Origin of the sequence: Paraburkholderia sp. (assembly GCF_004298475.1) — a bacterium.
Taxonomy (GTDB): domain Bacteria; phylum Pseudomonadota; class Gammaproteobacteria; order Burkholderiales; family Burkholderiaceae; genus Paraburkholderia; species Paraburkholderia denitrificans.
Genome location: NZ_SCRP01000016.1, coordinates 98,185 through 109,741, shown reverse-complemented (window position 1 = coordinate 109,741; position 11,557 = coordinate 98,185). Strand labels below are relative to the sequence as shown.

Annotated in this window: 10 protein-coding genes; 4 read left to right on the top strand and 6 right to left on the bottom strand. The window is 63.0% G+C overall.

Going from position 1 to position 11,557, the window contains the following annotated elements; all coding sequences use genetic code 11:
* The first annotated feature begins 589 nt into the window (after positions 1–589).
* A complete protein-coding gene (locus EPN59_RS09670; protein WP_027797379.1) occupies positions 590–793 on the top strand; it encodes a cold-shock protein in 204 nt (67 codons plus the stop codon).
* Positions 794–957: 164 nt separating this feature from the next.
* On the opposite strand, the gene EPN59_RS09665 is transcribed toward EPN59_RS09670, so the two are convergent.
* From EPN59_RS09665 to EPN59_RS09655, 3 genes are all read right to left on the bottom strand, one after another.
* Complete coding sequence (locus EPN59_RS09665) at positions 958–2,220, bottom strand: Hsp70 family protein (protein WP_293041013.1); 1,263 nt, start codon at positions 2,218–2,220, stop codon at positions 958–960.
* Positions 2,221–2,487: 267 nt separating this feature from the next.
* Positions 2,488–3,090 carry a nitroreductase family protein gene (locus EPN59_RS09660; protein WP_293041010.1) on the bottom strand — a complete coding sequence of 201 codons (603 nt, stop codon included), beginning with the start codon at positions 3,088–3,090 and terminating at the stop codon, positions 2,488–2,490.
* A 106-nt stretch (positions 3,091–3,196) separates the two neighbouring features.
* A complete protein-coding gene (locus EPN59_RS09655; RefSeq protein WP_293041007.1) occupies positions 3,197–4,480 on the bottom strand; it encodes an MFS transporter in 1,284 nt (427 codons plus the stop codon).
* A 181-nt stretch (positions 4,481–4,661) separates the two neighbouring features.
* Here EPN59_RS09655 and EPN59_RS09650 point away from each other — a divergent pair, with 181 nt between their 5' ends.
* Positions 4,662–5,321 (top strand): TetR/AcrR family transcriptional regulator, encoded by a 660-nt coding sequence (locus EPN59_RS09650; RefSeq protein WP_293041004.1) that lies wholly within the window; start codon positions 4,662–4,664, stop codon positions 5,319–5,321.
* A 170-nt stretch (positions 5,322–5,491) separates the two neighbouring features.
* Positions 5,492–6,079, top strand: coding sequence for a DUF1415 domain-containing protein (locus tag EPN59_RS09645; protein ID WP_293041002.1), 588 nt, complete (start codon positions 5,492–5,494; stop codon positions 6,077–6,079).
* A gap of 6 nt (positions 6,080–6,085) precedes the next feature.
* On the opposite strand, the gene EPN59_RS09640 is transcribed toward EPN59_RS09645, so the two are convergent.
* Complete coding sequence (locus EPN59_RS09640; protein WP_293041000.1) at positions 6,086–6,952, bottom strand: SAM-dependent methyltransferase; 867 nt, start codon at positions 6,950–6,952, stop codon at positions 6,086–6,088.
* 378 nt (positions 6,953–7,330) lie between these two features.
* Between EPN59_RS09640 and EPN59_RS09635 the strand changes: the two genes are divergently transcribed.
* On the top strand, positions 7,331–7,651 hold the full coding sequence (locus tag EPN59_RS09635) for a DNA-binding protein (RefSeq protein WP_293041023.1): 321 nt from the start codon (positions 7,331–7,333) through the stop codon (positions 7,649–7,651).
* Between the two features lie 177 nt (positions 7,652–7,828).
* Here the strand turns inward: EPN59_RS09635 and EPN59_RS09630 are convergent, their stop codons facing one another.
* A complete protein-coding gene (locus EPN59_RS09630; protein WP_293040998.1) occupies positions 7,829–8,962 on the bottom strand; it encodes a class I SAM-dependent methyltransferase in 1,134 nt (377 codons plus the stop codon).
* A gap of 406 nt (positions 8,963–9,368) precedes the next feature.
* A complete protein-coding gene (locus tag EPN59_RS09625; RefSeq protein WP_293040996.1) occupies positions 9,369–10,937 on the bottom strand; it encodes a methyl-accepting chemotaxis protein in 1,569 nt (522 codons plus the stop codon).
* Positions 10,938–11,557 lie beyond the last annotated feature (620 nt).

Genomic DNA, 11,557 nt, shown 5'->3' with positions numbered 1-11,557 from the left:
TGATCCACGCGCAAATCGCCGCAGGACCCGCAATCTTCGCCGCCTTCCAGGCGCCGAACAGCCAGCCCGAGCCGATAATCGACCCAAGACCGGTAAACATCAGCGCAAACGGGCCGATATTCCGTTGAATAGAACTTTTCACACGTTCTCCTCTATCTCCAAGAACGGTTCGACGCCGATAACCCCGTCGGTATATAAGGCAGGCGGGTTTTCACAGCAGTCGCAACCTCGTGCGTACCTTCACGATTGCACCCGTAAGTGCAACCTCTACGCGGCGCGTAGTTTAACCGGTTGCACCGTTCAGTGCCGCCAAAATTATCTTGTCAAGTACGAAATAATCATTACGTAAGCAAGATTCGTAAGAATTTGATACGACCCTAACGTTAAAAAAAAACGTTTTCGTATCCCGCTCCCCAGTTGACCTTCACGCGAATTCGCCGTATAAAGTCCGAGCAGGATTTCAAGTGGCGAGTGTGAAGTGGTCTTTCGTAGTTCGCCCATCAACGGTACTCCGGTTGGTCCCATACCCCTTCCTTGATTTTCGTGCACCTCTCGGGCTTCGGCCTCAATTCATTTTTAGGAAAGTAATATGGAAACCGGTACCGTCAAGTGGTTCAATGACGCAAAGGGCTTTGGCTTCATCACTCCGGACGGCGGCGGCGAAGATCTGTTCGCGCACTTCTCGGAAATCAAGGTCGACGGCTTCAAGACCCTGCAAGAAAACCAGAAGGTTCAATTCGAAGTTCGCACCGGCCCGAAGGGCAAGCAAGCTGCGAACATCAAGCCGGTCTAAGCTCATGGCTCACCAGGATCGCTGGAACGCGGTCCTGTCAGGCTAGCTGACCGAGAAACCCCACGCTTCTCCCTGAAGGTGGGGTTTTTTCATTTCTGCCGTTTTTCTGCCGTTTTCCTTCCGCTCGCCAGGCCGCGTCAGACTGGCCCGCAGACGCTCCCGCTTCAGCCGAACAGACGCTGGGCGTGAATGCCGAGGCCCGTCGCCACGCTCGCCAGCCTGTCGCCGAACACCGGTTGCGCCTGCGAAAACGCCTCCGACAGCGCCTCGGTCAAGAACAGCAAACCGGTCGAGCCGCCCGTGAAATACAGTGCGCCGACCTCGGCGGGCGCAACGCCCGCAGCCTGCACCGTATCGCGAGCGGCCTGCACGATGCGGCGCGTTTCCTCACGGCCCGCTTCGATCAGTTGCGCGTCGCAGAAGGCCAGACGCAGATCGGCCTCCACCGCGTCCAGATCGATCATCGTCTCCCCGCCAGCCGAAACGCCGATCTTCGCCTCTTCGCCCCGCGCCGCCAGCGCATGTCCAAGACGCTGCTCGATCACGCGCATCAACCGGTCGTGGTGCCGCACGTCGCCGTACAGGTGGCGCATCAGTTTCAGTTCGGCCGTGCGCTTCGGCGTGTAGATCGTGTTGATCAGATGCCAGGTCGCGAGATCGAAGTAGACCCGGTTGGGGATTTCGCGGCCTTCCGGATCGAGCGTCTGGTAGCCGAGTTCGGGCAGGATCGTCGAGAGTTCCACACGGCGGTCGAAGTCGGTCCCCGCGACGTGAACGCCGTGGTGCGCGAGCACGTCGTCCTTGCGTTCGAGCCGCTGCATGCGCTGCGGTCCGACACGCACAAGCGAAAAGTCCGACGTGCCGCCGCCGATATCGGCCACGAGCACGAGCCCCTCTTGCGTGAGGCGCGATTCGTAGTCGAATGCGGCTGCAATGGGCTCGTACTGGAACTGGATGTCGCGAAACCCCACGGCACGCGCGGCGGCTTCGAGCTGTTCCTCGGCGAGGCGGTCGGCGCGCGCGTCGTCGTCGACGAAGAACACCGGGCGGCCGAGCACCGCACGCGTAATCGGCGCGCCTGCGCAGGCTTCGGCGCTGCGCTTCAGGTGCTCAATGAAGATCGCGATGATTTCGGTGTAGCGGATTGCGCTGCCGTCGCCGAGATCGGTCGTGCTGGTCGCAAGCGGCGAGCCGAGAATGCTCTTCATCGAGCGCATGAGGCGCCCGTCGAAACCGTCGATGTACGACGCCAGCGCCGCGCGGCCGAACTCGCGGGTGTGTTCGTCGGCGTTGAAGAACACCGTCGTCGGCAATGTGGTGTGCTCGCCTTCCACGGGCGCGAGCCGCATTGCGCCGCCAGCCGGGGACACAGGCAGCGCCACGGCCGAATTGGAGGTTCCGAAGTCGATCGCGCAGAACGTGGTCATGGCAGATGGGCGCCACGCAGAGCGCGCGCAAGTATGGACGGGGAGGACGGGCTTTGTATCACAGAAGTCCGGCGCGCGGCAATCGCAGCACATCACGCGCCAGCACCCATTAAACGCGCGGCCAGGCCGCGCATTTAATGGGTGCTCATGGGGATTTATTAAGGATTTATTGGGGGTTTATCGAGGATTTATCAGGGATTTATCGAGGGGTTTATCGCGATTTTATGGGCGGCGCAAAGCCCTGCCGCGCGTCGTGCCGGATGCCGGTCACGCCTTGAAGGGCTGCTTCCACGCGTTCGCGTAGGCCACGTCGCCCACCGCCGAGCGCGTGCGCTCCGCCTTTTCACGATCGCGCAGCACCGGATCCAGCTTGTCGACGTCGCCGTAATGGCCGATCGAGATGATGGCAAGCGGTTCCACATCGTTCGGCAGCGCGAACTCCTTGCGGAACGCGTTGACGTCGAAGCCGCTCATCTGGTGCGCCGCGAGGCCGAGCGCGTGCGCCTGCAGTACGAGCGACATCGCCGCTGCGCCCGCGTCGTATTGCGCCGTGCGGTTCACCTCGCCCTTTGCGTTGAGCGTGAGCGCCGTCACGGCGATCAGCACCGGCGCGGGCGCATTCCAGTTCTGGTTGAACGGCACGAGCGTCGCGAACGCGCGCTTGAAAGCCACTTCGTCAGCCGTGCGGTCGAACACGATGAAGCGCCACGGTTGCAGGTTGTAGCCCGACGGCGCCCAGCGCGCTGCCTCGATGACCGCATGCAGCGCCTCGCGGCTCACGGGTGCGCTCGAATACGCGCGCGGGCTCCAGCGCCCTGCGATCAGTTCGTGGATGGGCACGGCTGTCTGTGCGGTTTTTTGCTTCGTCATGCCTGGTCTGTCCTCGGTGTGTGAGGGCGGCTCGCCCGGAGCCCATAAGGATAACCGCGCAGCGTGAAACCCGCTCGACGTAGATCAGCAGTTCGAACGCCCGCGCTTATGCGGTTTGCACAGCAACGGCGCGCTCGCCGCGGTTGATCCGCAAAACGAGGAACGAAGCGACGAGGCACAGCCCGCCGGAGATCATCGACGCAACCGTGTATGTGCCGAGGCTCGAGCGCAGCAGCCCCGCACCGTAGGCCGCGAACGCCGCGCCAAGCTGATGCCCGGCCACCACCCAGCCGAAGATCACCGGCGCGCGTTCCTTGCCGTAGACATCGGTGGCGAGACGCACCGTCGGCGGCACGGTCGCGATCCAGTCGAGTCCGTAGAACACCGCGAAAATCGGCAGACCGAAAAATTCGATTCCGAACGCATGCGGCAGATAGATCAGCGAAAGCCCGCGCAAGCCGTAGTACCAGCAGAGCAGCCAGCGGCTGTTGAAGCGGTCCGAAAGCCAGCCCGAAAGCGTCGTGCCGAAGAGATCGAAGATGCCCATCGTCGCGAGCAGCGACGCGCCCTGCACCTCGGTCATGCCGTAGTCGCCGCACATGGCGATGAGGTGCGTGCCAACGTAACCGTTCGTGCTCGCGCCGCAAATGAAGAAACTGAAAAACAGCAGCCAGAAGTCGCGCGTGCGGCTCGCCGACGTCAGCGCGCCCAGCGCGATCTTCAGCGGATTCTCCTGTGGCTGCGGCGGCGCGACCGGCATGTCGTGCCCTTCGCCGTAGGGGCGCAGATTCAGGTCGGCGGGCCGCTCGGGCAACAGCAGCGCGACGAGCGGAATCACCACTGCCGCAGCCACGGCAACCACCAGCACGACCGGCTGCCAGCCGTATTTCTGCGCAATCGCCGCGAGGAACGGCAGGAACACAAGCTGCCCCGTGGCCGAACTTGCGGTGAGGATGCCCATTGCGAGGCCACGGTGCGTCGTGAACCAGCGCGTCACCACGGTTGCCGACAGCGCCAGTGCCGCGACGCCCGTCGCACCGCCCACCATCACGCCCCAGATCAGCACCATCTGCCACGGGTGCGTCATCATCGACGACAACGCCACGCCGCCGCCCATCGTGGCGAGCGCGGCGAGCAGCGTCGGACGCATGCCGAAGCGCTGCATCGCCGCGGCTGCGAACGGCCCCATCAACCCGTAGAGCGCGATGTTCACCGAAATCGCGAGCGAGATCGTCGCGCGGCTCCAGCCGAACTGGTGTTCGAGCGGCACCATCATCACGCTCGGCGTCGCGCGCGTGCCGGCGGCCGCCAGCAACACCAGAAACACCACCGCCACGACGAGCCATCCGTAGTGAAAACGCCCGCCGACCCACCTCGCTGCCCAGTTCATTCGCGCTCCTGTCGCTCCTCGCGGAGCCGCATCCTGCCCGATTTCGTCCGCCTTATTTCTTCTGCCTTGCTTCGCCTGTACGCTGCACCGCCGGCTTGTTACCGACCGGTCACAAGGGCGTGTTGCGATACTAGTTACCGCTCGGTAACATGTCAAGCAGATCCCTTTTATCGAGCATGTCATGACCGAACTCGAACCGACCGCCACCGCCCGCCGCACGGGCAAACCGCGTACGCAGACGGCGGGCGCGCGCGCGCATGAGCATCTGCTCGATGCAGCGGGCGAGCTGTTCTACTGGGAAGGCGTCCGTGCCGTGGGCGTCGAAGCCGTCGTGGAGCGCGCGGGGCTCAACAAGATGAGCCTGTACCGGCAGTTCTCGTCGAAAGACGATCTGGTGGTTGCTTATCTGAAGCGTTGCGACGATCGATTCTTCGAGCGCTTCGAATCGAACCTCGCCAGATATCCCGGCGAGCCGGTCAAGCAGCTGGTCCACTATTTCGAAGACCTGTCGCGGCGTGCTTCTGTGCCCCACTACCGCGGCTGCCCGTTCGTCAACGTCGCGGCGGAATTTCCGGAGCCGTCGCATCCGGCGCGGCTCGCGGTCGCCGACAACAAATCGAAGCTGATCGCGCGGCTCACCACGCTGGCCACCGAGGCGCAGGCGACGAATCCCGCCGCGCTCGCCAACGCGCTGGCGCTCCTGATCGAAGGGGTTTATGCGGCGAGCCAGACTTACGGCCCCGGTTGCGGCCCGATCCTCGCTGCGCCGCACACCGCAAAGCTGCTGATTGAAGCGATGTGCCCGGCGCCGGGTGTGGCGGCGCGGCCAGACGAAACGTAGAAGCCGGGCATCGCTTGGGCATCGCGTCACGCGAGGCCCACCGTGCAGGCCTGCCGTGCAAGCCCGCTTCACAGGCCCGAGTCACAGACCCACCTCGCAGGCCCGAGTCACAGGCCCGAGTCACAGGCCCGAGTCACAGACCCACCCCGCGGGCCCGGTAGAATCACGCCATGAACGCTATCGCCGCCCAGCCCTCCGACGCCAACGCCGCACACGCGGAAATCCTCACCGCAACCCGCCACTGGCTCACGCGCGCGGTGATCGGCCTGAACCTGTGCCCGTTTGCGAAGAGCGTGCATGTGAAGCAGCAGATCCGCTACGCGATCAGCGAGGCGACCGATCTGGAGGGCGTCCTCACCGATCTCGAAGCGGAGTTGAAGACGCTCGATGCAGCCGATCCCGCGCAACTCGACACGACGCTGCTGATCCTGCCCCACGCGCTCGCCGATTTCGCCGACTTCAACGACGCGACCTGGCTCGCGGATCGCCTGCTCGAACAGTTACGCCTCGAAGGCACGCTGCAGATCGCAAGTTTTCATCCGCAGTATCAGTTCGCGGGCACCGCGCCCGAGGACATCGAGAACTATACGAACCGCGCGCCCTACCCGATCCTGCATCTGCTTCGCGAAGCCAGCATCGAGCGCGCGGTGGAGGCGTTCCCCGATGCCGCCGACATCTACGAGCGCAACATGGAAACACTGCGCCGCCTCGGGCTTCAAGGCTGGCGCGACTGGATGCGCCGTGACGGCGAGGAGTAGAAAGAATCAGGCGCCGGTTTCGGCAACGCTCGCGGCTGCCGCGCCTTCGTCGATGAAGAAGCGCTCCTTCAGGTCGGCCAGGCCGAAGGTATTAAGGATTTCCGTAAGCCGTTCGGCGGGCCGCCGCCGCGGCAAATTCTTGTACTGGGCGATGATCAGCTCGTTCTTCATCGAGTGTTCCCAGCCCACCAGCTCCGTCACGCTCACCTGATAGCCGTGCGCCTCCAGTTGCAGGCAGCGCAGCACGTTCGTGATCTGACTGCCGAACTCGCGCGTATGCAACGGATGACGCCAGATCTCGGTTAGCGCCTCGCCGAGCGACTTCCCCTTGTTCCGCCGCAGCACGCCCGCCACCTCGGCCTGACAGCAGGGCACGACGACGATGTAGCGCGCGTGTTTTTTCAGCGCGAAGCGCAGCGCGTCGTCGGTGGCCGTGTCGCACGCGTGCAGCGCGGTCACGATATCGACAGTGGACGGCAGCGCTGTCGACGCAATCGAATCCGCGACAGAGAGATTCAGAAACGACATGCCCCCGAAGCCGAGCCGCTGCGCCAGATCGCGCGAGCGCTGTACGAGTTCGTCGCGCGTCTCGATGCCGAAGATGTGTGACCCGTCGAGCAGTTCCTTGAAAAACAGGTCATAGAGAATAAAACCCAGATAGGACTTGCCCGCGCCGTGGTCGACGAGCGTGACGTCATGCCCGTCCTGCTTCAGGTCTTTGAGAAGGGGCTCGATGAACTGGAACAGGTGATAGACCTGCTTGAGCTTGCGGCGGCTATCCTGGTTCATCTTGCCGTCGCGCGTCAGGATGTGAAGCTCCTTGAGGAGTTCGATCGACTGGTTCGGGCGGATTTCGTACGTCTTGCTGGACATCGGGTCAGGCACAGGTAGTGAGTCATTTACCGCGAAACGTGCGACAGATGACGGAAGGAGTAGGGTTGGCCTGCCATTTTACGTAAAAAGCGTGACCAGGCTGTCAATTGGCCCGCGACGCCCGAAATGCGAATCCGCGTTCGGGCGGCAGGAAGGGGTTGATTACACGGCACGGCGGACATCGATCCTCCATGTCAACAAAGGACCGGTAGTAGCACCGGCGGTGAGCGCGACTGGACGGCCACTGAGCGGCAACGGGCCGGACAGCGCGTGCGGGAGATCACTCCGGCAATGACCGGCGTCGACAGGACAGGCACGTCGCAGTTCACCGGTACGCAACATGCGCCCGGCGCTGTACGTCCTTGCATGGGGCACGCAATGAATACGATACCCGACGGAAACGCCGAACAGAAATTTCAGGAACTGCTCACGAAGCTGGTCACGCTTCCTCAGTGGACGGAAAAGCAGCAACTTGAGCTCGAGATGGCGCGCGACATCTCGGTACAGATGCTGCAGATCGCCGAAGTCATGCGTGACGGCACCGCCGATCTCGAGACCTGCCTGATCCTGCTGAAGTATGCAAAGGTTCTCGAGTTCGTGATGTCGTCGCTTGCAGCACGCCGCGAAATCAAGCCACAAACGTTGCGCGTGATTTTCAAGCTCGCGGGCCTGACGGTCGACGAGGCCTATCCGGGCTGATGCGCTTGCGAGCATCGCGCGCTGGACTGTGCCGATGCCGCAGCCTCACGCTGACGCACCATTGCACCAGTTCACCAGTGCACCGGCCAGGCCACTTTGTCCGCGGCGCCTGGCCGTGCGCGCGAACAGCGGCACCTGGCCGTGCGCGCGAATAGCGTCGCCTCACCTCACCTCGCCTCACGCGCCGCGAACCTTCAAACGCCACAGCGACGTCACTTCCTTCGCGCGCGCTTCGTATAGCGGATCGGTGCGGTCCGTTGCCTTCGGATGACGCGCGCGGATATCCTCGCGGCCAACCACTTCCAGCCCCGCATTGACGATCATCTCCATGAGCGCCTCGCGCGTGCGCAGGCCAAGATGCTCGGCGAAGTCGGAGAGGATCAGCCAGCCTTCGCCGCCGGGCTCCAGGTGATCCTTCAATCCGGCCAGGAAGCCGCGCAACATGCGGCTCTCCGGATCGAACACGGCATATTCGATCGGCGACGCAGGCCGCGCAGGCACCCACGGCGGATTGCAAACGACAAGCGGCGCGCGCCCGGCCGGAAACAGATCCGCTTCCACCACCTCGACCTGCCCGCCGTAACCGAGCCGCGTGAGATTCTCGCGAGCGCAGGCGAGCGCGCGCGGGTCCTGATCGGTCGCAACGATCTGTCTCACGCCGCGCGCCGCCAGCACCGCCGCGAGCACGCCCGTGCCGGTGCCGATATCGAACGCCTTGTCGAGCGACGGCAGCGCCACGCGCGCAACCAGATCGACATACTCGCCGCGTACCGGCGAAAACACGCCGTAGTACGGGTGAATGCGCGCATGATCGAGCGCCGGGATTTCGACACCTTTCTTTCGCCACTCGTGCGCACCGATCAGTCCGAGCAGTTCGCGCAGCGACACTGCGGACGCCTCGCCCGTCGCGGGTCCCCAGGCCTCCTCGCAGGCGAGCTTCACGTCGGGCGCGCGGCGCAGGGAAATCGTGTAGTCGCCTTCCAGCGGAATCAGCACCATGCCCAGCGAGCGTGCGCGTTGCGACTGCGCCTGGCGGTGCAGATTGAACGCGTCGAGCAGCGAGTCCGGCGCCTTGCGCGGCTTGCGATCGGCGCGGCGGGCGAGCGCCTGCAACAACTGGCGCGCGTTCTGGTAGTCGCCTCGCCACAGCAACGCCGTACCTTCGCAGGCGAGCCGGTAGGCGGCGTCGGCGCTCGTGCGGTCGTCTGCGAGGACAACACGCTTCGGCGGTGCAACGCCCGCCTCCGAACGCCAGCGGACACTGCGAGGGCCGTCCGTGTCGGGCCAGGTGAGAGTGGGAAAGTCGGTCATAGGCAATAGGTAGCAAGCGATACGGCAAGAGCGGCGCCATCATATAGCAGAGCAGGAAGGCATGTTTCGCCGCCCCCGCTTGCCATGATCATCGTCCACCTGCGCGCTGGCGTCGACTCGTCCGAAAGTCGTAGGACTCGTATCGACGGAGCGGGCATGGCGAAGCACACGAAAGCGCACGAACGCGCGCGGTAACAGTCTTGAGGCCAGGCACCGCGAGACAATCAATCAGCCATACGAATCAATTGCGCGCGCAAGCAATCGATTCCGTAAGCGCCCGAAGCAGACATAGCGGACAGGCGCGTGAAAAGCAAAAAGGGTTGCAACCGAAACGCTGCAACCCTCTATGTCGCGGCCCTATCCACATGAAATGCGACGTGGCTGCGGAACACGAAAACCACTTACCTCACCGGCCGCCACCCGCGGCCCCGGCCTGAAATATCTTCACCGCTTCAACGAGACGGCCCGTACGAATCTGCAGATCGTCGGCAGCGTCGGCCGACTGCTGCACCAGATTGGCGTTCTGCTGGGTCATCTGATCAAGCTGCGTGACCGCGACGTTCACCTGGCTGATTCCGGAGAATTGTTCGTTGGTCGCCGAGCTGATTTCGCCGATCAGGTCGGCGACGCGCGTTACCTGCCCCAGAATATTGCGCATCGCGTCGCCGGCCTTGCCGACGAGTTCGCCGCCCGAAGCCGTCTTGGCCACGCTGTCGTTAATGAGCGCCGTGATCTCTCTGGCCGCGGACGAACTCCGTTGCGCGAGCGTGCGCACTTCACCGGCGACCACGGCGAACCCGCGTCCGTGCTCGCCCGCGCGCGCGGCTTCGACGGCGGCATTGAGCGAGAGGATGTTGGTCTGGAACGAGATGCCTTCTATCAGGGTGATGATCTCTCTGATCTTCCTGCTCGCTTCGGTGATCTCGCTCATCGTTGCGATCACGTCGCGCGCGACGGCGTTGCCATCCGAAGCCGCCTGACTCGCCGATGCGGCAAGCCGGCTTGCCTGGATAGCCGTATCGGCGTTGTTTTTCACGGTGACCGTCATCTGCTCCATCGAGGCGGCCGTCTCTTCGAGGCTGGCAGCCGACTGAAGGCTGCGGTCATTCAGGTGCTGGTTACCCGCAGCGATGTCACTGCTGGCCCGCCGGAGCCCGCCGAGTTGCCCGCTCACATCGTCCACCAGCGATCGCAAGTTGAGCCCTGACTGATTGATCGCCCGCAGGATCATGCCGATCTCGTCGACGCGGTTCAGGTGCCGGTTTTCGCCAGGCTGGCCTGCGGCCACGGCTTGCGCCTGATTCAGCACCGCCTGGAGCGGCCGGCTGATCTGTGCATCGAGCCAGAGCGTGGCAAGCAGCGAAATGACTGCCGCCGCGCCGCAGAACGCACCGAGCATCGGTCCTTGCAACCCGGCCAGCCAGGCCGCGAGCACGACGAGCGCAAGCGACGCGAGCGTACTGGCACCGATTCGCCAACGCACGGACAGGGTTTGCAGCAGCGACATCCAGCCGAGAATCCCGGTTCGCACGACAAGCCCTTTCCGAAAACGACGCAGACCGACCTTGTTCTCGCGAAAGTCGCGGTAGAGGGATTCGGCTGCCTCGACTTCTTCACGACCCGGACTGGTGCGAACCGACATGTAACCGACGGTTTGTCCGTCGTGGATGACCGGCGTTGCATTCGCACGCACCCAGTAATGGTCGCCATCCTTGCGCCGGTTTTTGATCAGCGCAGTCCACGAAAGGCCTGCTTTTAGCGTCTCCCACATATCCGCAAACGCCTGCGAAGGCATATCCGGGTGACGTACGAGGTTGTGCGGTTGCCCCAGGATTTCGTCGGTATCGTAGCCGCTGACCTCGATGAATGCCTCGTTTGCGTAGGTGATGTGGCTGCTTGTGTCCGTCGTGGACAGGAGCGTCGCATCGGGAGGGAAATGAAATTCTTGCTGCGTGATCGGTAGATTGGTGCGCATTTCGTAGTGTGAGAAAATTTCTGACACCGAAGCATGCTTGCCCGGTTGACCTGCCCGCCCTGTTTAGACGTGCCGCGACGGATGTGCAGGGTGCGCTCGACGCCCCGAATCCCGCCCGGCAGCCATCTATGCGCATCGCATGAAGTATTCACATGCTCCTGGATCGACATCAAGGTTTACAAGAATTTTCGTTGCGATTGTGGCTAAAACCATGTAGTGACATCGCGCCGCAACATTGCCGGGGATTTTCTGCTAGCGGGAAGTTCGGCCAGGTGAGTTTGCTGTGGCGCGTGGTGCGTGGTGAAGCTGCTGCAATCGTGCGGAAATTGTTCGCGATCCTGAGTGCGCCGATGAACGGAGGCAATCTGAAATGCCCATATCGCGCGTGCGGATTACCGGACTTGAATCCGGCATTTGAACCGCAGACATTTTGACGCAGATTAATAAATCATCCACTATCACACGCATGCATGCACCTGTGCAGACACATATAATTCATTAACATTCAAATACTTAACGCAAATACGTGAAAACAACGCAGAGCCGCGGGGTCTTTACCTGCGCCACAGCGGCGAGGCGTAAAATTCGCAGCTTCAGGCAATCTGTGTGCGGCGTTACAT

Coding starts and splice junctions, on each gene's coding strand:
- EPN59_RS09670 (WP_027797379.1), top strand. CDS start 590: ATGGAAACCGGTACCGTCAAGTGGTTCAATGACGCAAAGGGCTTTGGC.
- EPN59_RS09665 (WP_293041013.1), bottom strand. CDS start 2,220: ATGACCACGTTCTGCGCGATCGACTTCGGAACCTCCAATTCGGCCGTG.
- EPN59_RS09660 (WP_293041010.1), bottom strand. CDS start 3,090: ATGACGAAGCAAAAAACCGCACAGACAGCCGTGCCCATCCACGAACTG.
- EPN59_RS09655 (WP_293041007.1), bottom strand. CDS start 4,480: ATGAACTGGGCAGCGAGGTGGGTCGGCGGGCGTTTTCACTACGGATGG.
- EPN59_RS09650 (WP_293041004.1), top strand. CDS start 4,662: ATGACCGAACTCGAACCGACCGCCACCGCCCGCCGCACGGGCAAACCG.
- EPN59_RS09645 (WP_293041002.1), top strand. CDS start 5,492: ATGAACGCTATCGCCGCCCAGCCCTCCGACGCCAACGCCGCACACGCG.
- EPN59_RS09640 (WP_293041000.1), bottom strand. CDS start 6,952: ATGTCCAGCAAGACGTACGAAATCCGCCCGAACCAGTCGATCGAACTC.
- EPN59_RS09635 (WP_293041023.1), top strand. CDS start 7,331: ATGAATACGATACCCGACGGAAACGCCGAACAGAAATTTCAGGAACTG.
- EPN59_RS09630 (WP_293040998.1), bottom strand. CDS start 8,962: ATGACCGACTTTCCCACTCTCACCTGGCCCGACACGGACGGCCCTCGC.
- EPN59_RS09625 (WP_293040996.1), bottom strand. CDS start 10,937: ATGCGCACCAATCTACCGATCACGCAGCAAGAATTTCATTTCCCTCCC.